Source organism: Acinetobacter sp. TAC-1 (assembly GCF_029025845.1).
GTDB lineage: Bacteria > Pseudomonadota > Gammaproteobacteria > Pseudomonadales > Moraxellaceae > Acinetobacter > Acinetobacter guillouiae.
This window is the reverse complement of the sequence record NZ_CP118892.1, coordinates 4404220-4430119: the sequence shown is the minus strand read 5'-3', so window position 1 is coordinate 4430119 and position 25900 is coordinate 4404220. Positions and strand designations below refer to the sequence as shown.

At 37.6% G+C, this 25900-nt stretch carries 24 protein-coding genes; 15 read left to right on the top strand and 9 right to left on the bottom strand.

Going from position 1 to position 25900, the window contains the following annotated elements; genetic code table 11:
* The first annotated feature begins 2 nt into the window (after window positions 1-2).
* Window positions 3-1934 (top strand): molecular chaperone HtpG, encoded by a 1932-nt coding sequence (gene htpG / locus PYV58_RS20730; RefSeq protein ID WP_034617317.1) that lies wholly within the window; start codon window positions 3-5, stop codon window positions 1932-1934.
* 61 nt (window positions 1935-1995) lie between these two features.
* Window positions 1996-2406 (top strand): hypothetical protein, encoded by a 411-nt coding sequence (locus tag PYV58_RS20725; protein WP_034617319.1) that lies wholly within the window; start codon window positions 1996-1998, stop codon window positions 2404-2406.
* Window positions 2407-2487: 81 nt separating this feature from the next.
* Here PYV58_RS20725 and PYV58_RS20720 read toward each other — a convergent pair whose 3' ends face one another.
* Together PYV58_RS20720 and PYV58_RS20715 are read right to left on the bottom strand one after the other, a co-directional pair.
* Entirely contained in the window at window positions 2488-3633 is a 1146-nt protein-coding gene (locus PYV58_RS20720; protein WP_034617322.1) for a hypothetical protein, read from the bottom strand.
* Between the two features lie 1172 nt (window positions 3634-4805).
* Entirely contained in the window at window positions 4806-5507 is a 702-nt protein-coding gene (locus tag PYV58_RS20715) for a DsbA family oxidoreductase (protein ID WP_004818526.1), read from the bottom strand.
* 192 nt (window positions 5508-5699) lie between these two features.
* On the opposite strand from PYV58_RS20715, the gene PYV58_RS20710 reads away from it, so the two are divergent.
* A complete protein-coding gene (locus tag PYV58_RS20710) occupies window positions 5700-6449 on the top strand; it encodes a hypothetical protein (protein ID WP_034613493.1) in 750 nt (249 codons plus the stop codon).
* A 17-nt stretch (window positions 6450-6466) separates the two neighbouring features.
* Window positions 6467-7315, top strand: coding sequence for a DKNYY domain-containing protein (locus tag PYV58_RS20705; RefSeq protein ID WP_034613498.1), 849 nt, complete (start codon window positions 6467-6469; stop codon window positions 7313-7315).
* A gap of 12 nt (window positions 7316-7327) precedes the next feature.
* Here the strand turns inward: PYV58_RS20705 and PYV58_RS20700 are convergent, their stop codons facing one another.
* The gene (locus PYV58_RS20700; protein WP_034613501.1) at window positions 7328-7693 is read right to left on the bottom strand and encodes a MerR family transcriptional regulator; all 366 of its coding nucleotides are present in this window, start codon (window positions 7691-7693) and stop codon (window positions 7328-7330) included.
* 240 nt (window positions 7694-7933) lie between these two features.
* On the opposite strand from PYV58_RS20700, the gene PYV58_RS20695 reads away from it, so the two are divergent.
* Window positions 7934-8443: a hypothetical protein gene (locus PYV58_RS20695; protein ID WP_034613504.1), complete on the top strand. Its 510-nt coding sequence runs from the start codon at window positions 7934-7936 to the stop codon at window positions 8441-8443.
* A gap of 122 nt (window positions 8444-8565) precedes the next feature.
* Here the strand turns inward: PYV58_RS20695 and PYV58_RS20690 are convergent, their stop codons facing one another.
* From PYV58_RS20690 to fadB, 3 genes are all read right to left on the bottom strand, one after another.
* Entirely contained in the window at window positions 8566-9417 is an 852-nt protein-coding gene (locus tag PYV58_RS20690) for a hypothetical protein (RefSeq protein ID WP_034613507.1), read from the bottom strand.
* A gap of 167 nt (window positions 9418-9584) precedes the next feature.
* Window positions 9585-10757, bottom strand: coding sequence for an acetyl-CoA C-acyltransferase FadA (gene fadA, locus PYV58_RS20685; RefSeq protein ID WP_004718442.1), 1173 nt, complete (start codon window positions 10755-10757; stop codon window positions 9585-9587).
* Window positions 10758-10769: 12 nt separating this feature from the next.
* Window positions 10770-12923: a fatty acid oxidation complex subunit alpha FadB gene (fadB, locus tag PYV58_RS20680; RefSeq protein WP_004818537.1), complete on the bottom strand. Its 2154-nt coding sequence runs from the start codon at window positions 12921-12923 to the stop codon at window positions 10770-10772.
* 432 nt (window positions 12924-13355) lie between these two features.
* Between fadB and PYV58_RS20675 the strand changes: the two genes are divergently transcribed.
* From PYV58_RS20675 to uvrC, 7 genes are all read left to right on the top strand, one after another.
* Window positions 13356-14348 carry a hypothetical protein gene (locus PYV58_RS20675; RefSeq protein WP_034613511.1) on the top strand — a complete coding sequence of 331 codons (993 nt, stop codon included), beginning with the start codon at window positions 13356-13358 and terminating at the stop codon, window positions 14346-14348.
* 226 nt (window positions 14349-14574) lie between these two features.
* Window positions 14575-15519 (top strand): lipid A hydroxylase LpxO, encoded by a 945-nt coding sequence (lpxO, locus tag PYV58_RS20670; RefSeq protein ID WP_004718437.1) that lies wholly within the window; start codon window positions 14575-14577, stop codon window positions 15517-15519.
* Window positions 15520-15627: 108 nt separating this feature from the next.
* Entirely contained in the window at window positions 15628-16251 is a 624-nt protein-coding gene (locus PYV58_RS20665) for a PH domain-containing protein (RefSeq protein ID WP_004718435.1), read from the top strand.
* Between the two features lie 135 nt (window positions 16252-16386).
* Window positions 16387-16806, top strand: coding sequence for a PH domain-containing protein (locus tag PYV58_RS20660; protein WP_004818543.1), 420 nt, complete (start codon window positions 16387-16389; stop codon window positions 16804-16806).
* Window positions 16807-16868: 62 nt separating this feature from the next.
* Window positions 16869-17366: a hypothetical protein gene (locus PYV58_RS20655; RefSeq protein ID WP_034613515.1), complete on the top strand. Its 498-nt coding sequence runs from the start codon at window positions 16869-16871 to the stop codon at window positions 17364-17366.
* Between the two features lie 192 nt (window positions 17367-17558).
* Window positions 17559-18386, top strand: coding sequence for a hypothetical protein (locus PYV58_RS20650; protein WP_034613518.1), 828 nt, complete (start codon window positions 17559-17561; stop codon window positions 18384-18386).
* 110 nt (window positions 18387-18496) lie between these two features.
* On the top strand, window positions 18497-20296 hold the full coding sequence (gene uvrC / locus PYV58_RS20645; RefSeq protein ID WP_034613521.1) for an excinuclease ABC subunit UvrC: 1800 nt from the start codon (window positions 18497-18499) through the stop codon (window positions 20294-20296).
* Between the two features lie 144 nt (window positions 20297-20440).
* On the opposite strand, the gene PYV58_RS20640 is transcribed toward uvrC, so the two are convergent.
* A complete protein-coding gene (locus PYV58_RS20640) occupies window positions 20441-21358 on the bottom strand; it encodes a tetratricopeptide repeat protein (RefSeq protein WP_034613524.1) in 918 nt (305 codons plus the stop codon).
* A 516-nt stretch (window positions 21359-21874) separates the two neighbouring features.
* On the opposite strand from PYV58_RS20640, the gene PYV58_RS20635 reads away from it, so the two are divergent.
* The 3 genes from PYV58_RS20635 to PYV58_RS20625 all read left to right on the top strand — a co-directional run bounded on the left by PYV58_RS20635 (window position 21875) and on the right by PYV58_RS20625 (window position 24737).
* Window positions 21875-22669 (top strand): thioesterase family protein, encoded by a 795-nt coding sequence (locus PYV58_RS20635; protein ID WP_034613528.1) that lies wholly within the window; start codon window positions 21875-21877, stop codon window positions 22667-22669.
* Between the two features lie 105 nt (window positions 22670-22774).
* Window positions 22775-23362, top strand: coding sequence for a CDP-diacylglycerol--glycerol-3-phosphate 3-phosphatidyltransferase (gene pgsA, locus PYV58_RS20630; protein WP_004718416.1), 588 nt, complete (start codon window positions 22775-22777; stop codon window positions 23360-23362).
* 214 nt (window positions 23363-23576) lie between these two features.
* Window positions 23577-24737, top strand: coding sequence for a hypothetical protein (locus tag PYV58_RS20625; RefSeq protein ID WP_034613533.1), 1161 nt, complete (start codon window positions 23577-23579; stop codon window positions 24735-24737).
* 103 nt (window positions 24738-24840) lie between these two features.
* Here the strand turns inward: PYV58_RS20625 and PYV58_RS20620 are convergent, their stop codons facing one another.
* Window positions 24841-25059, bottom strand: a complete 219-nt coding sequence (locus tag PYV58_RS20620; RefSeq protein ID WP_034613536.1) for a hypothetical protein — start codon at window positions 25057-25059, stop codon at window positions 24841-24843.
* 188 nt (window positions 25060-25247) lie between these two features.
* A complete protein-coding gene (locus tag PYV58_RS20615; protein ID WP_227504232.1) occupies window positions 25248-25877 on the bottom strand; it encodes a hypothetical protein in 630 nt (209 codons plus the stop codon).
* Between the last annotated feature and the right edge of the window lie 23 nt (window positions 25878-25900).

Sequence of the window (25900 nt, the reverse complement as noted above, 5' to 3'; positions counted from 1 at the left end):
TTATGAGTGAACAGAACGTACAACACAGTTCAAAAAAGCATAGCTTTCAAGCAGAAGTGGCTCAGCTTTTACATTTAGTGACGCATTCGCTTTATTCTAACCCTGAAATTTTCCTACGCGAGCTGATTTCAAATGCTTCAGATGCATGTGATAAGTTACGTTTTGAAGGAATTAATCATCCTGAATATTATGAGAATGATCCAGACTTACATGTTCGTGTAAGCTTAGATAAAGATGCCAAAACAATCACTATCTCAGACAATGGTATTGGTTTAAGCCAACAAGAAGCAATTGATAACTTAGGAACGATTGCTAAATCGGGCACCAAAGACTTTATGTCAAAGTTATCTGGTGATCAAAAAGCAGATGCGCAACTGATTGGTCAGTTTGGTGTAGGTTTTTATTCTGGTTTTATCGTTGCTGATAAAATTACCGTTGAATCTCGTCGTGCAGGTTTAGATGCATCAGAAGGTGTACGTTGGATCAGTGGCGGTACGGGTGACTTTGAAGTTGAACAAATTGAGAAGGCTTCACGTGGAACGTCGATTATTTTGCATTTGCGTGATGATGCGCTGGATTATTTAGAATCTTATAAAGTTAAACAAATTATCAATAAATACTCTGACCATATCAGCTTACCTATCGAGATGCAGAAGGAAGTTTGGCAGGAAGAGGAAGCTGCTGAAGGTGAAGAGAAAAAACCAGGTCATTATGTTAAAACAGATGAATGGGAAGCGATTAACTCAGCAAGTGCTTTGTGGACACGTAGCAAAGGCGAAATTACTGAAGAGCAGTATGTAGAATTCTATAAGAATTTAACGCATGACTTTGATGCACCATTGGCTTGGGCACATAACCGAGTTGAAGGCAGTACTGAATATACCCAATTGCTTTATATTCCAAGTAAAGCACCAAGTAATATTTTCACGCGTGAAGCCAAAGCAGGCATCAAACTTTATGTAAAACGTGTATTTATTATGGATGATGCAGACAATCTGATTCCAAATTATCTACGTTTTGTACAAGGTGTGGTGGATAGTGCTGATCTGCCGCTTAACGTAAGCCGTGAGATTTTACAAGAAAGCCGTGATGTGAAAACCATCCGTGAAGGAAATGCACGTCGTGTATTGACAACATTGGATGCTTTAGCAAAATCAGAAGATCAGGCTGACCAAGACAAATTTAAAACCTTCTATGCTGAATTTGGTTCAGTAATCAAGGAAGGTTTAGGTGAAGACTTTGGTAATCGTGAACGTATTCTAAAACTTTTACGCTTCTCTACTTCGAACAATGATGAGGTATCAACATCATTGGAAGCGTATAAAGCACGCATGAAAGAAGGGCAAAAAGCCATCTATTATGTGACTGCCGATAGCTTAGCGGCTGCGAAAAACTCACCACAACTCGAATTGTTCCGTAAAAAAGACATTGAAGTTTTGCTTATGGCAGACCGTGTTGATGAATGGGCGATGGAGTTTGTGCATGACTTTGATGGCACACCTATGCAAAATGTCGCAAAGGGTGCAGTTGATCTTGGTGATTTACAAGATGCAGAAGAGAGAAAAGCACTTGAAGCTGCAGCAGAACAGTTTAAACCTGTGGTTGAAAAACTCTCTGATTCATTAAAAGCTAAGACCAAAGAAGTACGCGTGACAACGCGTTTGGTGGACTCACCAGCATGTCTAGTGACCAGTGATGGTGAGCTTTCGCCGCAATTGATTCGTATGTTAAAACAAGCGGGTCAGGCTGTACCTGAATCTAAGCCAATTCTGGAAATTAACCCAGAACATCCTTTAGTGAAAAAATTGGAAGGTTCAGCCCAGTTTGATGATTTAGCCAATGTAATCTTTGATCAGGCCGTAATTGCTGAGGGTGGTTTACCTGATGATCCTGCGGAATATGTAAAACGTATTAACAATTTATTGCTTAAATAAGTCGTCATTTGTTTTAACAGAGCCTATCTTAAAGATAGGCTTTTTTTATAAAAAACATTCAATGAATAAATTTAAAAGAATTCAATGTATAGGCTGTTCTGTATTGCTCAGTTTAGCTACAACAGTAGGAATGGCATATGAACTTCCACCTGTTGAAAAGCGCAATGCAAATACCACAGATCTTTCAGTACATAACGCCATGTTCTTACGACAAAATACACAGGCTGCTGTGATTGGTATATTGAAAAAAAATGGTCAGAACTATGAACTTGCAGCTAGCGATGGGAAAGGGGGAATGGCGTTACCGATAGCAGTACATCCAAGCCTTAAAATAGACGATGCTTTAGTCGATAAAGAAGTTAGGGCGATTGGGCGAATGACCTACGAAACAATGTATATGCCAAATTCTAGCAACTTTGGTCCCGCTTATAGTTTTACTTTTGAATTGTTTTCAATTGCCTCATTGAATTAAAAGGATATAGCAGGCGTTTTATCAACATCAGTGGATAAGTCGAAACTTATCCACAGTTCAGCTTAAAGATTCAGCTGATGTTTAAAATAGCGCTTCTAAACGGACCAAAGCACTTGGGAAATGGCTACGATCTTCACGACGATCATTAAAATAATTTAAATCGCCTTGTACGTAAAACCATTCACGCCAAACAGGTTGTCGCCAAGACACGAAAGGCCCCCAACTGTTGAGCTTAAGGTCATTATTATTATAATAACCGCCAGTATAGATACCGTAGTTAAAGCGATTGTTTTTAAAGAACTGATGTTGACGATAAGTACGGTTATCCCAAGTTAAATCATCGTCTTGTTCATCTGCATACGTCACATAGAATTGGTTAGAAATAAAGGGCTGATTGGGGCGAGCATGGGTTAGCTCTAAGTTGGTTCTCAAATAGTTTTCACTGTCGATGCCATAGCGATAAATTTGTTCCGCGTGAAAAGTAAAATCATTCCCCAGTTTCCAATCCTTTTGGGCCTTTAAACGTGCATAAATATCATCACCTGAACGAATACCAAGGTCTGCATCTAAGTCAAAAGGTAAGCGTTTAGAAAGCTGTGACCAACGTAAAGCAATCGAGCTGTTATCATCGCGAATTTGTTTACCATCCACGCGTTTATCTGGATCACCATCAGCATGATTGTTGTTGATCGCGATATTATTGGAAATTTCATCATCTAATGAATCATCACCAAACACCACACTTAAACGGTTTTCAAGTGTGGGTAATTTTACTTTGCCTCGGATACGTGGATTGACATCATAACCATCATGTTTGTTCCATTGATTATCAACAATGATCCGCAACGTTGCTGATGCTGGATGTGCTGGATCAGTTTTTCCAAACCAGTTATCCATTTTATTGGCTGTGCGGTCTGCCCAGTTGCTAATTTTTTTCTGCTTTTTGTCGGCCCAGGTTTGATCTTCTGTCGCGTCTGTTGGGGGAACAATAACCTGATCAGATTGCTCTGGGAAAATGGTCGGTGTTGAGTCAACAATTTTTGGAATATAGTTGAGCAAGCCGATCTCATTGTCTTTGGTGGTGGCTAAAGAAGGTTGCTGATCAACTTTCCCCGTTTTAGCATTCGCTTCAAGACTGCTATTTACTTCTGCAAATGCAGCGTTCCCAAAAAAACCGCCTAATATTAAGACATAAGGTAGTTTTGAGAAGATTGATATTTTATTCATATGCCCACTTCTTAAACTTTGAGTCATTCAGTTTTTAATTTTCAGTATAACTATGCCTTAAAAAAACACTGAATTTCAATGAAATCGCTATTTTAAGTACAAAAAACATAAATTTATTTAAAATGAAGCGCATTCTATCAGCGATATCGCGAATCAAAGCGTGACTTAAGCTGTTTTTGAATAGATAAGTGCTTTTATTGTACAAAGCCCAATTGTAGTAAAGCTTTTAAGCTAAAAATTCTTTTGCGTATCGAAAGTTCCTTCTCCCTCTGGGAGAAGGCTAGGATGAGGGGGATTTTATGTTGATTTATAGTTTTAAAAAGGACTTATGAAAGAAGCCTAATATCGTCAATCTATCAAAAAATTTACACAAAAGAATATAATTTCTCTTAATTAATATTTTTAGTAAAATCAATTGAATGGAAAATTTTTTGATTATAAAAAGCTTGCAATGCCACACCTTACATTCAAAGTTTAAATCTTTTTGCGTAGGCGATGCTAAACCTTGCGCTGCAAACAAAGCTGTGCTTTGTTTTTGCTCATGGGCGAGGGGTACGTCCTATACCCCCGCCCAACAGCGACATCCCTGTCGCCCCACGATAGGATAACCATCTATGATTCAAAAGCACAAAAAACGAATTGATAACTAATAGTTTTAAAAAGCTCATACAAAAATATAAGCTTCATTTCTGATCAATCACTTGATGCAAATCACTTGTATTAATAATTAGGTGGTTTGGACTATAGCTGCCATGCACGTTTGAAAACGAGAATGAAGAAAAATTATACGCTGTTGTGGATAACTTTAATTTTATCCTCAAGGCTGATTTTATTATGGCATAAACAAAAACACCTCCAAAAGAGGAGGTGTTGTGTCTTAAAAAATAAGAAAATTAAAAAAGAAACTACAGCGCATGAATTTCGTGGGAACGAAAAATATTTACAGATCTTAGTCTAAGAAAAAGGTGATGAATAGTTCCTTTTCTGCAACGCTGTATTGCAAAAATGGCACGTAAAATTTTAAAAAATGACCCATTAAAAATAAGGCATAGATATTATTCAATATATTTTTATGATCTGTTTACGTTGGTTTTTTAACCACTTTCTTAAATATTATGATAGTTATTGAACAATGAAGAAATTCCTTCAAGGAATTTCTTCATTGGCTGAGTTTATTTGTTGGGAACTTCACAAGACTCATCAGCACAAACAGGGCCATCCTGTTGTTCGATTTCAGCATCATTTGCAGTTTCAAGGGCTTTTTCTAACACTTGTACAAAGACTTCACGTGGTTGAGCCCCCGCTAAAGCCACACGTTGATCAAAGACAAAAAATGGTACACCTGTTACTTTTAATTGTTCATGAGCAACTTGTTCATCGAATTTTACAAAGTCAGCATATTCTTCAGAGTCTAGAACATCATCAACTTCGATCGGATTTAAGCCAATACGAGATGCGACATCTTCAATTGTTTCACGTTCACCAATCGGTAGGCCTTGAGTCATATAACTATAGAAAAAAGCTTCTTCTGCTTCTGAACCTAAACCCTTACTTTGTGCAAGGTGAATGATACGATGGGCATTAAAGGTATTTCCTGAGTTGGCATTTTCCCAGTTAAATTGGATGCCTTCTTCTTTCGCCATTGCTGCAATATTACGTTGCATATCTTCAACTTCAGGGATGCTACGTCCATATTTTTGCGCAAGACGTTCAGAGTTTGAAACTTCTTGACGCGTAGGTGCTTCAGGATCAAGTTCAAAACTGTGCCAATGGACTTCAAGCTCAATACCTGCTTGTTCAGCAGCAGCTTCTAAACGTTTTTTACCGATATAGCAAAAAGGACAAACCACATCTGACCAAATATCTACGCGCATGGGAAATCTCTAACAATCTAATTCTGGATTATGATGGGGTTTGTTTGCATAAATTTAAAGTGAAACTTTTAAGCGATGCTCATTTTAAGCTTATTCAGCAAAGGTTATTTATTGTTATTTTGCATAATTAATATACAAAAAAGAGTCGCTTAGGATATTCTAAGTAATCTATAAGGATGTTCGGAGCTTGGTATGCGTCGACTTTTGATTGTTTTCGGTATCATTTTTCTGGCTGTTATTGGATTTTTCTACTATGACCATACTTCAGTAAAGAATGAAGAAGCCAATCGCCAAGCATTTGATTTGGTGATGACTGAAAAAATGCGGCAACTTTCTGAACAAGCTCAAGACCGCTCGAAACCAGTAAATATTGATATTCATGATAATCGGCTCAAAGGTGATTACAAAACCTTGTCCGAATTTTTACTCAAATATTGGGCCAAGAATATTGATACACGAAACACTTATTTAAATCAGCTCGCAGCGGCCAAATGGGATCATTTTTTAGATGTAAATCGTTTGGATGCTGACCGTAAACAGAACTATGTCGAAACAACACAGATGCTGGTGACTGTACGACAAGCGATGCAGCAATATCAGCAAAAAAATAGACAAAATAAAATTGAGGCTTTAAACGAATTAAAAAAAATAGATTTGCGCAAGGACCTCAAAAAACCATTACAGGATAAGCTCGAACAGAATGCTGAACTTGATCCTGAAAATACCTTAATCTTAAATGAGCTACAAATTTTAGGTAAAGCTGAAACCATGTTTGATCTGTTAAAAAAATATGAGTGGCAAAAGAAGGGCAATCAAATTTTGTTTAAGGAAGATGCTCAAGTGAAACAGTTTAACCAGTTGTTTCAGGATGTACTGAAATTGAATAGCCAAATCAATCAGAAAAAAGAGCAAAATGCGGAAGTATTAGAAGAAGCCTTGTAAATTTTAGAAGTAAATAAATGAAAAATATAAAAGTATCGCTGTTTTTTGCAATATCTATACTGCTATTGCTGGGTGGAATTGGCTATGTCTACCAGACGCCAATTCTCGTTCAGCAGGATTGTAAAAGCGTTGCTTTATATCGTTATCATTTTGCTGTGTATCAAATTGACCGAGATTCCATTCTGGATGTCGATACTTATAAAAAGGTTTATGGATGGAAGCATTTTTTAGGCTTAGCCCCTATTTTATGTGCTGAACAAATTGAGTATGACCAATGTGTCGTGGAGGAAAAGCGAGCGGCTTTAAATGCTGAGCAAGAAAAACAGCAATGGAGCCTTGTGCGGGACAATTTATATATCAATCCTCAACGAGAATTGGCTTTAAAGTTTCCTTATGCAAATCGTTGTAGCATATTTCTATCTGAACATGTTTTGCCCAGCAAAAGCCTGTCGATGATGGGTGAGCGTTTTTATCGACATTTGGGTTTTGGTGGTGAAGATGGACCTTCTTTGAATGACACTATAGATTTAGCGAGCTTTAAGCAGTTAAACCCTTCTAATTTGTATAAAGATAAACGGCATGTTTATCGCTACTTTAGCATGCTGGATGGGGGCAGTTTTTCTATTTTGGAGGGTGCAGATGCCAGTAGTTTTGAACTGCTCGGAGATTGCTACGCAAAAGACAAGCATCATATTTATGAAGAACGTTTTGGCAAACTTGAGGATGCAGATTATGCAAGTTTTAAAACCAAATCTGATGAGGGATGTGTTGCACAGGATAAAAATGGCTATTGGTTTTGGAATGATCGAAAAGCTTGGAAAGATATGAATAGTGAAGAAAAAGAGCGGGCCAAAGCACTTCAATGAGGTTGATCTCGATTAGCGTTTAGTTTCTTCAACTTTTCCTTGCACTAGAAAAGATGTTAATAAGCTTTGAGATTTTTTGAGTTTGGCCAATTTTTCTGAAATATGTTCTAACTCCATTTCTAATGTCTCTTTGGCAACTGAGCATAAGGTAAGTTTTTCCTCAGCCAAATCGAAACATGGCAATAATAATTTAATGTCTTTTAAATGCATGCCAGCATCATTGAGAACTTTAATTTTTTGAATATCCTCGATGTTTGCTTGATTATAATCTCGATAGTGATTCGCTGTTCGTCGCGGACGAATTAATCCGAGATCTTCATAATAACGGAGCATACGCGGGCTGACTTGAGTTATCTCAGCAACTTTAGCAAGATTCATAATCGACCTCTTATAAACTGAAACGGATCAGTTGGAAAAAATTTATCGGTGGCTCTATTCAAGCTGTTGAATGAGTAAAACCTATTTAATCTTTATTTTAGAATTTTAACAGTATTTACCGTTTATCTGAGCTTTAGTGAATCTCGCTATAATTTGTTATAGCCTATTTAATAGACAATATTAAATGTATTGAATCATTTTATTGAATGTATAGGATGATTTATTTTTTAGGTGAAATGTATGAACTTTATCAAAGTTTCGATACTTGCAACGGCTCTTTCTGTTTGGTTACCCACTGTACAGGCAGAAGAAGTTGCCTCATTGCCTACCATTAAAGTGATGGCGGATTCTGAACTGCGTCAAGAAGCTGTAGGTGTTGTTCCTTATCAAGAAGATAAGGATGTACGTAAAGCGTTACAGCATCAGATCATTAAAAAAGAGAATGAGATCCAAAATTATGTGATAGGCGATAATTTTGCTGTGCTTGATATGCAGCCCAAAGCCTCTGAACCGAATATAAATCAAATTTCTTCACCATTACTCAGAGAGTATGTTTTAGCTGTGGCTGCTGGTTTGCAGTCCTCTGACCCAACATCAGGTTTGTTTACCATGATGGAGCCACTTTCGATGGGGATGAATCGTGAGAAAGCCTTAGAAGCAGTACGTAATGGAACTTTTAAGTTGAATATCGATGCTGACCGTTTAGATTTGATGTTAGGTGATAAATGGCGAAGCGGCTTACCGAAGTGATAATCTTTTAAATTTTAAGCATATTGTAAAGCCAATCTGTGGATTGGCTTTTTTGTGTTTGGCGATTTTATTGAAAATTAAATGTATTGGATCATTATTGCTATATTGTGATGAATACCGATTTATTTTTCTTTATTTTCAAATAAAGGATCCAAGATTGTATGTGCTTCTGTTGAATGATTTTTAGTGGAAAAAATATTTCCTTTGAGCGTGCTATGTTTATTCCATACAAATTCTTGTTTGGTTAAATCAAATAAGCTTACTGAATAAAATTGACCTTCTTTGGGTATATAAGTTGTTACAAGACTAGAACCTGCTCCTAAAGTTGCAAGTGTTACACCAAGGCTTAGTGCACCCAGCGCTACTTTAGAACCTGTTGATGCCTTTAAACCATCAATCGATACCACAAAAATATAATTCGATTTTGACCAGTTTTTTAAAGTATTTAATGTCTCCTTCTCAAGGATCGGAAGTGCTAAAGTCACTTTTTTGTTTCGAGCATTTGCCAAAATGACTTCATTTGATTTTGAAGTAAACTGATTAAAAGCTAAAACAGCCTTTTGTTGATCAGCATTCATATTTGAGTGATTAGCGTTCAAAAGTGGATAGTTTGTAATCTCTTTACGTTTTGAGTCTTTATTTTCCAGAAAATCATACTTTTTAAGTTGTTCTTCTGGCATAGAACCACAAATAAACGGTGATGCAATTTCACCGATTTGAACACCATTCTGATTTAATTGTTGAGAAAATATCTGAATAAATTTTTCACTGGTTAATTGTGAGGGCTGATTCAAAATAAGATCTTTGCCCACTTCATTGGTGAGTAAGCAGCTATTAACTAAAATAGCCACAGGTTCAGCTTTAAGTCTTGGTTGTGTTTGGTTAAGTTGGTTACGAGTTTCAGTCGAAATTTTTGTTGTTGCACAGCCTGTAAATACGAAACTTGCAACAAGGGGAAATACAAATTTTTTCATGGCTACGTTCTGTCATTATTTAGCAAAGTTTAATTTCAGTGTAAAGAATGAACAGGTTAAGTTAAATTTTATTAAAAATAAAGTTTAAATTATCTTTACTATTATTTTTTATTCAAAAAAATCCCCGCATTAAGCGGGGATTTTATATCTTGGTATTTAATTAAGAATTAAACACGTTCGATAATTGTCGCGATACCTTGGCCAAGACCGATACACATCGTTGCAAGACCGATTTGAGTATCTTGTTGTTCCATCACATTCAATAATGTAGTGGTGATACGTGCACCAGAACAACCCAATGGGTGACCCAATGCAATCGCACCGCCGTTTAAGTTGATCTTGTCTTGCTTGTCATAGATGTTCAAGCCTTTCATTACAGAAAGACCTTGAGCAGCAAATGCTTCGTTTAACTCGATGGTTTGAATGTCTTCCATCGTTAAGCCAGCACGTTTAAGCGCTTTCTGTGTTGCAGGAACAGGACCATAACCCATGATCGCAGCATCACAACCTGCAATCGCCATTGAGCGAATTACAGCACGTGGCTTAAGACCTAAAGCTTGAGCACGTTCAGCAGACATCAACAACATTGCTGATGCACCATCAGACAATGCAGAAGAAGTCGCAGCAGTTACAGTACCACCTTTAGGGTCAAATACTGGACGTAACGCTTTGAATGCTTCAAGGTTTGCATCTGGACGAATGACTTCGTCGATGTCGCAAAGGATTTTGAAGCCATTGGCATCATGACCTTCAACACCCACGATTTCGTTTTTGAAACGACCTTCCTGAGTTGCAGCCCAAGCGCGACGATGAGATTCAACACCAAACGCATCTTGTTCGTCACGACTAATGCCGTTCATACGACCTAACATTTCAGCAGTTAAGCCCATCATGTTAGATGCTTTCGCATAATGCTTAGATGCTTCTGGGTTAAGGTCGATGCCGTGCATCATACCAACGTGACCCATGTGCTCTACACCACCGATGATGAATACATCACCTTGGTTGGTTGCAATTTGCGCCGCAGCAGTATGGATTGACTGCATAGAAGAACCACAGAGGCGGTTTACAGTTTGACCACCAACAGTCTTCGGTAAGTCAGCCAATAACACGATGTTACGGCCAATGTTCATACCTTGTTCTAGGGTTTGGTTAACACAACCCCAGATCAAATCTTCAACTTCATTGACATCAAACTGGTTACGAGCAACTAAAGCACGAACCAATTCAGCAGATAAGCTGTCAGCACGTACATTGCGGAACATACCGTTTTTGGTTTTACCCATTGCAGAACGTACGCCATCAACGATGACAACGTCACGTGGATTTAAAGTAGCCATTCACGTTGCTCCTTAACCGTAGAATTTTTTGTTGTTTGCAGCCATGTCACGCAACATTTGTGGCGCTTCATAAGCCTTACCTAAGTGTGCATATTTGTCGCAAAGCGCAACATATTCAGCAACACCTGTTTGGTCGATGTAACGCGCTGGACCACCACGGAATGGAGGGAAACCTACACCCATGATCATTGCCATATCTGCTTCAGAAGCAGTAGAAACAATGTTGTCCTCTAAGCAACGAACAGTCTCGTTACAGAACGCTAGCATCATACGGTCAATAATTTCTTGAGCATCAAACTCGTGCTTTTCAGTTGTTGCCATCGTTGCAACAAGCTCATACGCAGTTGGATCAATAGATTTTGCTTTCTTACCTTTACGATCAAGCTCGTATTTGTAGAAACCAATGTCATTTTTTTGACCAAGACGTTTGTTTTCGTACATGATTTCGATCGCGCCTTTATAGTCAGGCTTCATGCGGTCTGGGAAACCTTCAGCCATAACTTCAGCACCATGCACACCAGTGTCGATACCCACAACGTCGATCAAGTAAGCAGGTCCCATAGGCCAGCCGAATTTTTCCATGACTTTGTCAACTTGTTGGAAGTCCGCGCCATCTTTAAGCAGAAGGTCAAACGCACCAAAGTAAGGGAACAATACACGGTTTACAAGGAAGCCAGGGCAGTCGTTTACAACGATTGGTGTTTTACCCATTTTCTGAGCAAGAACAACAGTTGTCGCAATTGCTTCTTCAGATGTTTTCTCACCACGGATCACTTCAACCAAAGGCATCATGTGAACTGGGTTAAAGAAGTGCATACCCACGAAGTTTTCAGGACGAGTCAATGCATTTGCAAGACGCGTGATTGAAATCGTAGAGGTATTTGAAGCAATGATCGTATTTTCACGAACTTTTGCTTCTGTATCACGTAACACAGCTTCCTTGATTTTAGGATTCTCTGTGACTGCTTCAATCACGATGTCAACTTCTTTAAACTCGTCATAGCTTAAAGTAGGACGGATACGTGCAAGTGTTTCACCCATTTTTGCAGGTGTCATCTTTTTACGTTCAACTTGTTTAGTCAACAAGCCATTCGCTTCAGACATACCCAAAGCAAGCTGTGGGTTACCGATGTCTTTCATGATGATTGGTGTGCCTTTGCTTGCCGCTTGGTAAGCAATACCACCACCCATAATACCCGCACCTAAAACAGCTGCTTGGTTAACAGGGTGAGCACCTTTCTCATGTTTTTTAGAGGCTTTTTTCACAACTTGGTCATTGATGAATAAACCGATCAATGCACCTGCTTGTGGTGTAATCGCAGCTTTAGCAAATGCTTCAGCTTCAATTTTTAACGCTTCATCACGTTTTTGGCTTACACCAGCTTGAAGTGAATCAAGAAGAAGTTTTGGCGCAGGGTATTGAGCAGGGTTTGCTTTCGCAAGGACCACACCTTTAGATGAGTTAAACGCCATCATTTGTTCAAGCATGTCTAATTTAACAGGCTCTAATTTTTCTTGACGTTTTGCTTTCCAGTCTAAACGACCAGAGATTGCTTGTTTAACAAGATCAATCGCAGCTTCTTGGAGTTTGTCAGCCGCAACAACTGCATCTACAGCACCGTCTTTCAGCGCAGCATCTGGACGTTTGTTTGCTGAAGTCGCGATCCACTCAACCGCATTGTCAATACCAATCAAACGGCTTAGACGAACAGTACCACCGAAACCAGGAATGATACCCAGTTTAACTTCTGGTAAGCCCACTGTTGCAGCATTTGACATTACGCGGTAGTCACATACCAAACACATTTCAAAACCGCCGCCCAATGCAATACCATTGATCGCAGCAACTTTAGGAATCTCTAGATCTTCAAAAGCGTTAAAAATCTCGTGAACAGGCATTGCCCATTCTACAATTGCACTTTCACCTTGCTTAAAATTTTCACCAAACTCAGTGATGTCTGCACCAACGATAAATGTTGATTTACCAGAGGTAACGATGAGACCTTTCACTTCACTGTTATTTTTTACAGCTTCAATAGCAGCTTTAAAGTCTTCAATCGTTGCACGGTTGAATTTGTTAACCGACTCACCTTGTAAGTCAAAGCGGAATTCTGCAATTCCGTCCGAAAGCAATTGGACGGTAATGGCATTGCCAGCGTGGATCATGCCCTGATCTCCTTTTTTGGAGGACTTCTTAAGTTGATGTTTTGAAGTGTGTATGCAATTCCCGCACACATTTCGACTTCACTAATCTTACGATAACTATATCTAAAAATAACCTAACAAGTTGTATCAAGCCGTGACGCAAGGGTCATCAATTTTTTTTGAGTAGAAGATTAAATTAAGCTTTTAAATTTTAAGAATTTTATATGTTCTTTGCATAAATATTTGAAATTTATTTATTTAATGTAAATTCCTTTGTGCCTTTCTTTACAAAAATGAATAAGAAAAACCATCCATAGTGATTCATTTTTTTTGTCATTTAGGTCAATTGCTGTGAAATTTAATTATATCTTTAGAAAATCTTTATAATCTATTGAATGTTTTGTATTATATATGTAATATTTGCTTTGTATCTACTCAAAAAAAGAACCCATTATGAATACACAAAACAAGAACCTCGCATTTACAGCTATTTTTTTATCCTTGTCTTTGGTTGGATGCGGAGGAGGTAGTGACTCTTCATCAGATAATTCGAAACCTTCAACAGCACAAGACAGCTTGGATAATGGAACACGCTATTACTCTGTTAATTATGAATTAGATGATGACTCTGATAACTTGACTATGGAATATTATGAGATTTTCAATAAACAGTTTAAGAGTTCTGACGCTAACAAATTTCTAGGAGAATATATATTAACAGCCAACAAATTATATACGCCACGTGAGATTGCACCGAATACAGTTGCATTAAACTCTATGACTTCATGGACCTCAACCTTAATTGGTAATGTTAAAACGGATCTTAAGTTAGAAAAAGTTGATGTCTCAGGAAAAAATATTTTTGATACGGTTTTACCAGGCTATCGTAGTTTAGGTTTCGACAGTGAAAATAATTATAATGAAGCACGAAAATTATTAGCTTCATACGGCAATGATCGTTTTCCACAGGGGAGTAACTGTTATCGTTTTATCTCTCAAAAGAACAACCAAGACTATTTTAGTTTCAAGACAGATACTGAATCGAAGCGAACATTTGAAGAATTAAAAGAAGCAAGTTCTGGTTATGTTGATTTTTTAAATCAACAAGTTAAGCCATTAGACCTAACCTATCGTTATTCAAGTGGTAATTGGCAAAATGTTCCTTGGACAACTATTTATGAAACTGATACGGGCATAACCAGTGATGATTATGTGGCAGTTAAATATCAAGATAAAACATATTTGGCTAATTACGAAAGTGACATTGAATGGACGAGAGCCAAAGAAATTAAACAATGGGAAAAACTGCTAGCCATAGCCACAACAGACAAACAAAGAAGAACAGCAACGTTAAATATTGAACGGTTCAAGAATGGGTGTTTTATATATAACACGCAAGCTGCATCAGCTTTGGCTTCTTTAAGACTGATTGATTGGAATAAATAAGAAAATAACTTAGATGTTTGTCTAATAAAACTTAAACCAAATTTGTAGAAGTGACTACAAATTTGGTTTATTTTTAATAATAATTAATAAAAACATACAATTAGGTCATTATGGCTTTTTGATTTATAGGTTTGTTATAATTTGTAGAAACATTCTCACTTTTTGAGATTTAAAATTCTATCAGCACATGTTGCTTGATTAACCTGATTAATGAAAAGAGTGCTGTATGATTAAATGGATCATATTGGCGATTTTTGTGATTTCTGCTTTGTATATCCAAAATCGCGGTAAAGTGCGACATTCGTTTTATCGTCAATTTTTTGACCATTCAACGATACTCGCACCAATTAATTTTCTCATGTATATGTTTTCAAAAGTGCCGAATCAGCCGTATATCGACACACAACATTTTAAAGATTTAAAAGTGTTAGATGAAAACTGGGAAATGATTCGTGAAGAGGCGCAAGCGTTATATGCCAAAGGTGGAATCAAGGCTTCAAGTACATATGATGACTTAGGCTTTAATTCATTCTTTAAAACAGGTTGGAAACGGTTTTACCTAAAATGGTATGACTCAGCGCATCCGTCAGCAGCAGAGCTTTGCCCAAAAACAACTGAATTGCTGAAAACCTTGCCAAGTATCAAGGCAGCAATGTTTACCGAGCTTGCACCTGATAGTCGATTAGTGCGCCATCGTGATCCTTATGCAGGTTCATTGCGTTATCACTTGGGGCTCATTACGCCAAATGATGATCGTTGCTTTATTGATGTAGATGGTCAGCGTTATTCATGGCGTGATGGTGAAAGCGTGGTCTTTGATGAAACCTATATTCATTATGCTGAAAATACCACAGACCAAAATCGTATTATCTTTTTTGCTGATGTAGAGCGTCCATTAAAAACAAGATTTATGCAGCGCTTTAATCACTGGTTCGGTAAAAAAGTGATGACAGCTGCCAGTTCTCCAAATGAAGCAGGTGATCAAACAGGGGGGTTAAACAAAGTTTTTGGTTATGTGTACCAAATCCGCATTAAAGCCAAAGCCTTGAAAAAAACCAATCGTCAGTTGTATTACTTTTTAAAGTGGTTCTTGATGTTAGGGATTTTCTTCCTGATTTTTATTCGACCATATATGTCACAGATCATTGCATTTTTTGAAAAAATGATTTGATTTTAAACGCCCGCCAGGGCGTTTTTTAATAACAAATTTTGACTTGAGTTTAACGCTCGATTTTTTTAATTTACTTTCATAATTTATAAAAGCGCTGGAAAACACAAAATGTTTAAAAATTTAGCCTCAGAAATGATGGGTATGAGTGATATTGGAACAATTATTGAGCCACATGATTTCAATAAAACAGATATTGATGATTATATTTTTCATGAAGATAACGAGAAAATTTTCTTTGTCATCAAAAGTAAAACAGATGAATATTGCTTTACCAATGTGGCCTTTATGCACCTAGATGGTAAAAGTGCAATCAGTAAAAAACGTATGTTGTATCGCTACTTATATAAGCACAATCCAATTAAAAATGTACTTTTAGAAACAGCAGGTACCGTGGATTTAGATGCTGAAATCAAGTTCCAATTAGGTGAACAGCATTTTTCTATCGATATTGATAAAAAACAAATCGAGAAAATTCGTGATCTTTATAAAGCTTTATTTACCATTGGTGAAACTTGCAAAGAGATCAATCGTAAACGTAATGTGCTATTACAAAGCACTGACAATGTGCAGAAAATGTTTAACTTACGCGAGCTTAGTGAACAGGCAATTTTAAATTTACCTGAAATCATCAATCAGACTGCGCAACAAGTTGAAGATTATGCCAACCAGCGTATTCGACAGATTGAGAATTATGATTTTTCTGAAATTTTTGATCGCTATTTAAAAAATTGATGTTTAGACATTTAGTCAAAAATTAAAACGCTCGAAAGGGCGTTTTTTATTATGTAAATCGATGATTTTATAGTCATATTTAACTCGAAATTCAGATAGAATAATATTTTGTATGGGGAAACTTTGAAGAGCGTGATGCAAAAATTTCATACTAAAATTGATTGGTGGATTTTAGGCTTTTTAATCGCAATGACAGGTCTACTGATTCAATTGCTTTATACCATGTATGCAAAAGGCACTATGGTTGAATATCCTGAGCATACAGCGGTGTATATTTTAACTATTGCTGTGATTTGGTGGCCAGTTTTCAATACACGCTATATCATTGAAAATGAAGCATTGATCATTCATAGTCTATTTTTAAAATGGCATATCCCATTGGCAAATATTCAAAACATCAGCAAAACCAATAATTCGATTTCATCACCTGCCTTATCTCTAGATCGTTTGAAAATCGAATATATGAAAGATGGAAAAATCAAACAGGTCTTGGTTTCTCCAAGAGATCAACAGGCCTTCCGTCAGGCAGTAGAAGTCGGTCGTACTCAGATTTAAATAAATAGAGAATAGCGATTGTTTGTGATAAATATTTTAGAATCATCATAAAGGAACCTATTATGGGCTTTTCTCTACTGTTTATACGGATAAAAAATCAGGAGATAGTCGATGCCGATCGTGATGGACTCTCCAGATTTTTAGCGGAAAATCAATTATATGTTCATACTCAAGTAGGTAGTGGAGCATTAGTTGATCAGAATGAAAAGGCTTTAGCTTTTAATGGTTATTTGAGTGATTTATATTTAGACCCATTAGAGCAATCTGAACCTATTACAGGTGGAATATACCATGCCACACTAAGTGAAGAAGAATGCATCTTTATTTATGATCTGTGCGTGGCTGGAAAAATGCTGATCGTCAATCCGCAAACTAATCCCATGTATATCATTCCAGCTACTAATCATGATCAACACAATATTCCCGATTTGAATGATGCTGTATGGGTGAACAGTGCAGCAGAAATGTTGCTTGTGCTTTCACAAGGCTTTAATGCATTTAAAGTCTATAAAGAGAAAGTGATGAGACAATATCATGATAAAGATCATCCTCAAGCCTGATTTTCATAAACGATAAAATAGCTTTTTTATAGAGATGAAAGATAAATGATGAGGTCTAAACAAGGTTGTAATAATGTTAATAATCAACTATATGGAAATAAAAACAGTCAAATTTTAAGCAATTTTCACTTGTGATTTTATGAAATATTGGTTAATAATGATTCAAAACAAATAGTCGAGTGAACTGCTATAATGAAAAAAACAATATTTTTTATAATCAATGCTTTAATTTTAACAGCTTGTGGTGGTGGATCGGATGATTCAAAAAGCGAATCAGATAAATTTGATACCCTATATTCATTTCAAGGTGGAGGCATTGACTTACTATTCGGAGCAAAAACTTACCATATTAATGAAAATAAAAATCTCTTGGTTCAAGATGCTTCTATAGAAGAAACTTCAAAATATTATCTAACACAAAATGCGATTTCGACATTTACCCCACCACAATTAGATCAAAATACATACTTGCTGGGTGAGTCTGCAACATTTGATGGAACGAAATTACAATATTCCGTGAGTAATTATATTGCTGAACAACCTTTGGTTTTATCTTATCAATATAAGAAAATTGATGTCTCTGGGCAATTGATTACGGATGATATTTATAATCCAATCCGCCAAATGAGGAGTAGTGCAGCAGGTCAGATATTACTTACAATCTTAGGGTTAGGTTATTCGCCAAATGAAGTATTTCCAAAAGGCTCTATTTGTTGGCAAAGTTTGTCAGCCAATAGTAATCAGGAATATATTGAGTTCTTACCGTATATCGTTGATGCAAAGGTATTTGCAGATTTAGAAATAGAAGCAACAGGAAATTGGAATAATGTGGCTTGGACGCGATTCAAAGACAAGGAAAACACCCTATATAGCAATGTAAAGCTCACAATAGATGGAAACGACTATCGTGGAAAATATCATCCTCAAAATGAATTTTTTTATCATAAATCTGATGAATTGGCGTGTAATTGGATGAACCGTATCGCCTATAAAGCTGCGAATCAGCCCTTTAAAAAATGAAGAATCAAGATATGTTCCAATAGAAAGCGCAAGTAATTCACTCAAGTAGACTTGAAAAATGGATGATCTAACTACATCATCCATTTATAGTCCAAAGTTAAAAGTCTACTGTGAACGAAAACGCACGTGAAAATATCGAAAAGATTCTAGCCAATATGACGACTTTACCTGGTGTGTATAAAATGCTGGGAAAAGAGGGTGAATTATTATATGTCGGAAAAGCCAAAAATCTAAAAAATCGCGTACTGAGTTATTTTGTCAAAACCATTGAACATCCGAAAACACAGGCTTTGGTTGCACGTATTTATAATATTGAAACCCTTGTCGTCCGTTCTGAAACAGAAGCTTTATTACTCGAACAGAATCTAATAAAACTGCATCGCCCACCGTATAACATTATGTTGCGTGATGATAAATCCTATGTCTATATTTTTGTCTCCGCAGATAAACCTTATCCACGTATTGCTTCAGGACGGGGCAAAGGCAAACATCAAGTGGGTAAGTTTTTTGGCCCTTATCCAAGTGCTTATAATGCAAGAGACACGCTTTTAGTTCTACAAAAATTATTTAATGTTCGTCAATGTGAAAATAGCTATTTTTCACAGCGTAAACGTCCTTGTTTGCAATATCAGATCAAGCGTTGTACTGCGCCTTGTGTGGGGCTAATTTCAGCCGAAGCTTATAATGAAGACGTACAAAACTCGATTCGTTTTTTAAATGGCGATACCAAAGAACTGAATCAGGAATTGATTCAAAAAATGGAGCAGGCGGCAGAAAATCTAGAATTTGAGAAAGCAGTATTTTACCGTGACCGCATGGCCTTACTGCGTGATGTCCAAGCACAGCAAGCCATTTATAAAGTCAAAGGTGAAGCTGATATTCTTGCCATTGCCTATCAAGCAGGTGTGACTTGTGTACAGATCATGCATGTGCGTAATGGGAAAATGCTGGGTGGAAAAAGTTATTTTCCAGATATGTTAGATGATGATTTGGGGCAAATGTTATCTGACTTTATCGCCAATTTTTATTTTCAGGTCGCAGATGAAGTTCCTGCTGAACTGATTGTCAATGTAAATGTGACAGACCGAAAGGAACTGGAAGAGGCTTTACATCAACAGTTTGAAAAGAAAATTCAGATTAAACACAATGTTCGTGAAACTCGTGCTGAATGGCTTGAGTTGGCTGAGATGAATGTTCAGCATGCGATCAAAGGAAAATTAGCCAATCATTTAGAATTAAATGAGCGTTTTCATCAACTGGAACAAGTCTGTGGACGACCTGTTGATCGTATTGAATGTTTTGATATTTCGCATACTATGGGCGAAGCAACCATTGCATCATGTGTGGTTTTTGATGCAGGTGGCGCACGTAAACGCGATTATCGCCAATTTGCGATTGAAGATATTACTGGCGGTGATGATTATGCCGCAATGCGCCAAGCCTTAACACGCCGTTATAAAAAAGCCATGTTACCCGATTTATTACTGATTGATGGGGGTAAAGGGCAACTTCATATGGCGATGGAAGTTATGCAAGAGCTTGGTTTAGATGCATTTATGGTGGGTGTCTCCAAAGGTGAAGGGCGTAAACCCGGTTTAGAAACACTACATTTTACCGATGGCACGAAGATTCAGCTTCCTGAAGACCATAAGGCTCTGCATTTGATTCAGCAAGTTCGTGATGAAGCACATCGCTTTGCAATCACCAAGCATCGCGCTAAGCGAGATAAGCGTCGTGGAGGTTCGGTACTTGAGGCTATTCCGGGCTTGGGTCCAAAACGTCGCCGTGATTTACTGACCCATTTTGGTGGGATTCAAGGGGTACTTAAAGCTTCTGAACATGATTTAAAAAATGTTCCCGGTTTAGGCGATGTTATGGCACGAATGATTTATAAAGTGTTGCATGAATAACACTGTTATTATTCTCGATCATAAGTCGTATGTATAATTCAATTTATTGATTTTAAATAAATATTTATGCAGTCTTGGTCTTATATGTTGATATATACAAGCAGCGCTGATCGATTATTTGCAGCTATGATGCGGTAGTTGTTTTCAGTGTGGTAACAACAGCGGCGGTAATGGACAGATCTGATCAATATCAGGAAAACGTTTATTTGGATCGGCCCGAAGTTGCTCTAGCAATTCGTAATAGCAAGATGCGCGTTTAGGATCTTTGGGGATTCCATGTTCCCCCCTGTCTAATGAAAAATAGAGTCGAAATAAACTGTCTTTGCTGCCAAGAGATGCTGCTTTTTGGAAATATTCAAGTGCAGTAGGAATGTCTTTTTCTGCGATTAGATAGTCCATTCCAAGAGAGGAGGCTGCGTCAGCCAAGTCTTGTGAAAGTGCACATTCTAGTGCTTGCCTTCCAATAGCCTTGCCGCGACTTCTAGCGGGTTCCGGTTGCAGTTGAAAAGCACGAATAATGTTTTCACCTGTTGCTGCTTGTCCATACTTGTTCCCCATATCTGCGGCTTTCCGAAAGTAGCTAAGTGCTGCCGTCTTATCTTTTTTCACACCAACACCCTGCTGGAGAAAGACACCCATTGAGTAGTAGGCGTGCGCAGATTGCATTTTCATTGCCTTTTCTACCAGATCAACAGCTTTTCCTTCATTAACTGCTACACCGATTCCACGTGCGTAGAGGATGGAAAGGTTTAGCATTGCTTTATAGTGACCGTGTTTGGCAGCTTGTTGATAGAGACGAACCATTTCGGCATCATTGGCTGGATTATTGGCTTTCTCTAAGGCTCTTGCTTGTTGAAACAAGGCATCAGACGCGTCATCGAATGCTGGGTTTTGCTCTTTGCTACAGGTAAAGTGTAGTGCGTTCCAGTCTATGCTTTCAGTATTGATAGTTTTTGCTGTGTTGGTCTGTTGGCAGGCGAGGAGCATTGGAACAAAGCAAATCCCGATCCAACTTCGACAATAGTGTTTAAGCGTGTTTCGCCAAAGATTGTGTATATTCATCATAAAATCCAAAATTGATGAAGCTAAAGAACACCCTAGATCAATATTTTTGAAGTTATCATTGGGTTGTATTTGTTATTTTAAGCGTACGTTTCTTATTTCCTATTTGGAAATTTCTTAAAGATAAGTACGTTATACATATTGCCTTCAATCCATTATCTGATCAAGTGAAGGGTGAAAAGTGTTCAATTAGCGCTTATCTTCTATGTGATATGTGCTGATATTCTCTGATTCTAAACAATCAGCCTCGATTCAGATCTACTTTATTCTGCGCATCGTACTGTTACAAGAAACGCTGAAATATAAATAATAGGAGGCTCAATATCCATTTAATACAATGTGTTAAAACCTGATTCTTGTCGTTGTAGACGTGAGCCAGCTGGTTTGGAATATGAATGATCGCTATTGATCCTAATCGCATTTGCCAAAACAACCATTGACGCATGAGTCACAGATCATTTTCATCTCCTGTTAAATATGAAACAGTACAACAAAGATCGAAAAATTGGACAGATCATGTCATTAGAAGCGCTATTTCAGCAGATTGAACAAGAAGAGTGGATTGATATTCCTCAAGGGTGGTTGCAGGGGCGGACCATCTTTGGCGGTCTCGTTGCAGGTATGTTGGTTTATAAAGCAATTGCAACCATTCACGATCCAGTTAAAAAGTTGTTAAGTTGTAGTGTCACTTTTGTTGGGCCTGTTGAAGAAACACCAGTGAAATTGACTGCTGAAATCCTGAGACAGGGCAAGTCTGTCACGACGATTGAAGTCAGACTGTGGCAAAATGAAGCTGTGCAAAGTATTTTAATTGCGAGTTTTGGTAGCCAACGCGATTCTAAAATTCAAGTGTCTTTAGAGCCTCAAGCCCCTGATTTTCCGCCACTTGATCAGATTAATATTGTCCCTAAATATTTACCTTTTCCTGAATGTGTAAAAAATTTCCAACTGGCTTGGATTGAAGGGGATTATCCAATGTCAGGCAGTAAGCAACCTGATTTCTCGGGTTGGTGTCGTTTTGACCCTGAGTTGCACGCCAATCGAACAATGAATATCTCAGACATCATGACCTTAATGGACGTTTGGCCTCCGGGTGTATTGCCAATGTTTAAACTGCCAGCACCAGCAAGTACACTGACTTGGCAAGTAACGTTTATCCATCCTTTACAAAATCAGTTGAATGATTGGTTCAAGTATAAAGTGATTACAGACTTTGCTGAGCATGGATATGCAACAGAACATGCCTATCTTTGGGATGAACAAAATCGACTCATTGCGATTGCAAGACAGACGGTTACAGTATTTACCTAGTCGACAGTTTCATGTGAATCGTTTAAAGTACTAACGAAATAGAGCTTTACTCTAAATTATTATTTACCTTCATTCGGGTAAGTAGGGGACTCACTGGCGGTGTCTATGACTACAGGTCGTATCCTGAATATTCCAAATATCTTGACGCTTGCTCGAATCGCGTTAATTCCTGTTTTTTTAATTATTGCCTATTGGCCACCTGCAATTGGAGTGGCTGGACATACTGGTGGTATGACGCGTCATATTATCTTGACTGCAATTTTTGTTGTTGCAGCAGTCACAGATTGGTTTGATGGTTATCTGGCACGAACATTAAATCAAACCTCAGCTTTTGGGCGGTTTTTAGATCCAGTTGCAGATAAATTAATGGTGGCAGCAGCATTGATTGTTTTAGTGCAGTGGCAACCATCAATCACTATGGCATTTGCCGCAATTGTGATTATTTCACGTGAAATTACAGTTTCAGCACTACGTGAATGGATGGCTGAATTGGGTGCACGTACCAATGTGGCAGTCTCCACGGTGGGTAAATATAAAACAGCCTTTCAGATGATTGCGATCACGGTGTTTTTACTGAATTGGCAGCCGCTTGAAATACTGGCTTATGCCTTGTTATATACCGCGGTCATTTTGACACTCTGGTCGATGTTTATTTATTTAAAAGCGGCATGGCCTTATTTAAAACAGCCTTAATCTGCGCAATTGAATGCAATATACAGATCAAAGCCTTTCTCTCGTGAAAGGCTTTTTTTGTGCTTGAAAGTCAGTACAATGGAAAGATTGATGAAAACAGATACAAATCGTTAAGCATCATCTTGGGCTATATTGAAAATCAATCAAATTACAAGAAACACTGTAACTGGAATATTGAGAAACACGCCATTGCAGGTAAAATTAAGGAATACACATGGCAGCATTGCTCTATTTATCGAATCAAAATTTGTATTTATTGGATGGGAATAAAAGTATTACGGTTCCTTGCCAAGCCATTGACTTATATAAAAAGAATTTAGTTGAGATTCAACAACGTAAAGATTGGAAAACCAAAGGTACAGGCGCACAGTTCATGGGAGCATCGTCACAAAATGATGAGGTGGATTTAAACCATATTTTCCCCACAGATGTTGCTCTCACTGCTGATCATAAAATGATTTATACCGCTTGTTTGCAAGAAGGCACTTCGATCAATATCAAATCATTGACAGATTTACACGAAACCGAAGGCTTAGTATTACGAAAGAATGATTTTGTGGTGCAGGACATGGCTTATGATGAATCTAAAAAGCGTTTAGCACTATCCGTTAACACCCAGGGTTATGAACGGCATATTTGTATTCTGCCTTTAGACGCCAATCGAACACAGTATTTGACCGAAGGGGATTGTCAGGATTCAAATCCATGTTTTGATCCGCGAGATACCATGCAGTTGTATTATGATTCGTGTGGTTTAGCCTATGGCGAACACCGTATTGCCTATAGTCCCAAAGAAATTTTTCATTTGGATATGGGAACAGGCGAGTTGCAAACAATCGCTTCAAATCCAAAGTTTGATTTCTTTAAACCCAAAATGGATGAGCAGGGCAATTTGTATTTTATTAAACGCCCGTATTCCCGTGATGGCGCTCACCAATCCCCGTTAACAACCTTTAAAGATATTATTTTTGCTCCTTTTAAAATTATTCGTGCGATTGTGGGGTGGTTGGATTTCTTTACTCAACGCTATACGGGTGAATCGTTAAAAACAACGTCTGGAAATAATCCAGCCAAATCGCAACAAAAGTCAGAAGAAGAGTTATTTGTTGAAGGTAATTTGATTAAGGCTCAGCAAAATTTAGAACGTAATCAGAAGGCGGGCGAAAAATATCCAGGGATGATTCCAAATTCTTGGGAGTTGATCAAGATGACAGCTTCTGGTGAGATGATTGTATTAAAAAAAGGCGTGATGAGTTTTGCTTTAAAAGACAATTCTATTTTTTATTCCAATGGAAAATATTTGGTTGAAATTGATCAAAACAACAATGAGACCTTACGGGTTGAAGCCAAGCTGATTTCAAAAATTATCTGTTGAGATCCTGTGTTTCCACACTACATTTAAGATAAACCAAAGCTGAAATGATACTTTGGTTTATTTGCGAACTTGTTTTGAGAAGGAGACAAAGTATCAGGCTTAATTAGTTTTTGATAATCGTCAGTGAAGTATGTTCAAAGCGTGATTTTAGCTTGTCCATATCAGCTAGTGAAAAAGTCCCTTTTTCAGATTCCCGAGAAAGAAATACTGAAAGTGACTGAAAATCTACACGGCTAATCAGTAAATCTTGTATAGAAACAGTCCATTTTTCACCTGAATGTAGTCGCGCAATTTGGTTCGAAATGTGGTTAAGCAGATCCATTTTATTCATCCTGATGCAAGTGATTGGAACTTTTTATCTTGAAAATAAAAACTCACTGAGTTGATCACTTAAAATATTTTTAACCTGTACTCATAAGCTCTAAAGCCATCCGAGATGACTATCATGTGACATTAATATTGCATTTTCGTGACAAGTAAACTTGGATATCCGATTAAAATAAATAAACTTTATTTTTTTTCTGCCGAAAAATTCGAATTTGCCAAAATATATTCAATCTCTTCTTTTGCCGCAGTTTGTAGTTTGCTACGTAAAGCATTTAGGCTCTGTTCGATGAGCGTTTCTGCTTCTAACTCAAGACGTAGACGAACACTTTCCAACTCTGAAGTCATTTGTGCATCTGTGATGCGGAATTGCCCATTGGCATAATCTATTGCTGGATAATCAGGATTTTTAGTGTATTTTTCACTATATTCTGAAATTTCAATATCAATTTGTTGACGTAAATTTTGTAAGGTGACTTGTTGATGTTCAAACTGCTGAATTTCATCTTGTTGTAGTGTTAAATTATAGGCGTGCTGTAATGCTCGTTTTTCCGCTAAAGATTTTTCAAGCGCCAATTGTCTACGGATTCGCGCTTCTTCAATCAGCTGGGCTTTTAGCTCAGCATAGGCATGTTCAACTTGGAGTTGCGCCACTTGCATTTGGCGTTGGTCGTTACTTAACCAGTCCTGTACATTTGTTTTAGGGCTAAGAAGGTCACAGATGCGGTTAAGGTCATCTACAAAAGTTTGGCGTACTGCTTCAGGCGTATCTAACCAGCGCTTTTTAAAATCTTGACCGACATTTAATGTCACCACGCATCTCCTTGATATAAAATGAG

Bases quoted from the DNA above. Each gene is read 5' to 3' on its own strand.
- PYV58_RS20640 (WP_034613524.1), bottom strand. From the start codon at position 21,358: ATGAATATACACAATCTTTGGCGAAACACGCTTAAACACTATTGTCGA.
- PYV58_RS20710 (WP_034613493.1), top strand. From the start codon at position 5,700: ATGCGTCGACTTTTGATTGTTTTCGGTATCATTTTTCTGGCTGTTATT.
- PYV58_RS20715 (WP_004818526.1), bottom strand. From the start codon at position 5,507: ATGCGCGTAGATATTTGGTCAGATGTGGTTTGTCCTTTTTGCTATATC.
- PYV58_RS20635 (WP_034613528.1), top strand. From the start codon at position 21,875: ATGTCATTAGAAGCGCTATTTCAGCAGATTGAACAAGAAGAGTGGATT.
- fadB (WP_004818537.1), bottom strand. From the start codon at position 12,923: ATGATCCACGCTGGCAATGCCATTACCGTCCAATTGCTTTCGGACGGA.
- PYV58_RS20720 (WP_034617322.1), bottom strand. From the start codon at position 3,633: ATGAATAAAATATCAATCTTCTCAAAACTACCTTATGTCTTAATATTA.
- PYV58_RS20650 (WP_034613518.1), top strand. From the start codon at position 17,559: ATGAAAAAAACAATATTTTTTATAATCAATGCTTTAATTTTAACAGCT.
- htpG (WP_034617317.1), top strand. From the start codon at position 3: ATGAGTGAACAGAACGTACAACACAGTTCAAAAAAGCATAGCTTTCAA.
- PYV58_RS20695 (WP_034613504.1), top strand. From the start codon at position 7,934: ATGAACTTTATCAAAGTTTCGATACTTGCAACGGCTCTTTCTGTTTGG.
- pgsA (WP_004718416.1), top strand. From the start codon at position 22,775: ATGACTACAGGTCGTATCCTGAATATTCCAAATATCTTGACGCTTGCT.
- PYV58_RS20675 (WP_034613511.1), top strand. From the start codon at position 13,356: ATGAATACACAAAACAAGAACCTCGCATTTACAGCTATTTTTTTATCC.
- PYV58_RS20690 (WP_034613507.1), bottom strand. From the start codon at position 9,417: ATGAAAAAATTTGTATTTCCCCTTGTTGCAAGTTTCGTATTTACAGGC.
- PYV58_RS20660 (WP_004818543.1), top strand. From the start codon at position 16,387: ATGCAAAAATTTCATACTAAAATTGATTGGTGGATTTTAGGCTTTTTA.
- PYV58_RS20665 (WP_004718435.1), top strand. From the start codon at position 15,628: ATGTTTAAAAATTTAGCCTCAGAAATGATGGGTATGAGTGATATTGGA.
- lpxO (WP_004718437.1), top strand. From the start codon at position 14,575: ATGATTAAATGGATCATATTGGCGATTTTTGTGATTTCTGCTTTGTAT.
- PYV58_RS20705 (WP_034613498.1), top strand. From the start codon at position 6,467: ATGAAAAATATAAAAGTATCGCTGTTTTTTGCAATATCTATACTGCTA.
- PYV58_RS20620 (WP_034613536.1), bottom strand. From the start codon at position 25,059: ATGGATCTGCTTAACCACATTTCGAACCAAATTGCGCGACTACATTCA.
- PYV58_RS20725 (WP_034617319.1), top strand. From the start codon at position 1,996: ATGAATAAATTTAAAAGAATTCAATGTATAGGCTGTTCTGTATTGCTC.
- PYV58_RS20700 (WP_034613501.1), bottom strand. From the start codon at position 7,693: ATGAATCTTGCTAAAGTTGCTGAGATAACTCAAGTCAGCCCGCGTATG.
- PYV58_RS20655 (WP_034613515.1), top strand. From the start codon at position 16,869: ATGGGCTTTTCTCTACTGTTTATACGGATAAAAAATCAGGAGATAGTC.
- fadA (WP_004718442.1), bottom strand. From the start codon at position 10,757: ATGGCTACTTTAAATCCACGTGACGTTGTCATCGTTGATGGCGTACGT.
- PYV58_RS20625 (WP_034613533.1), top strand. From the start codon at position 23,577: ATGGCAGCATTGCTCTATTTATCGAATCAAAATTTGTATTTATTGGAT.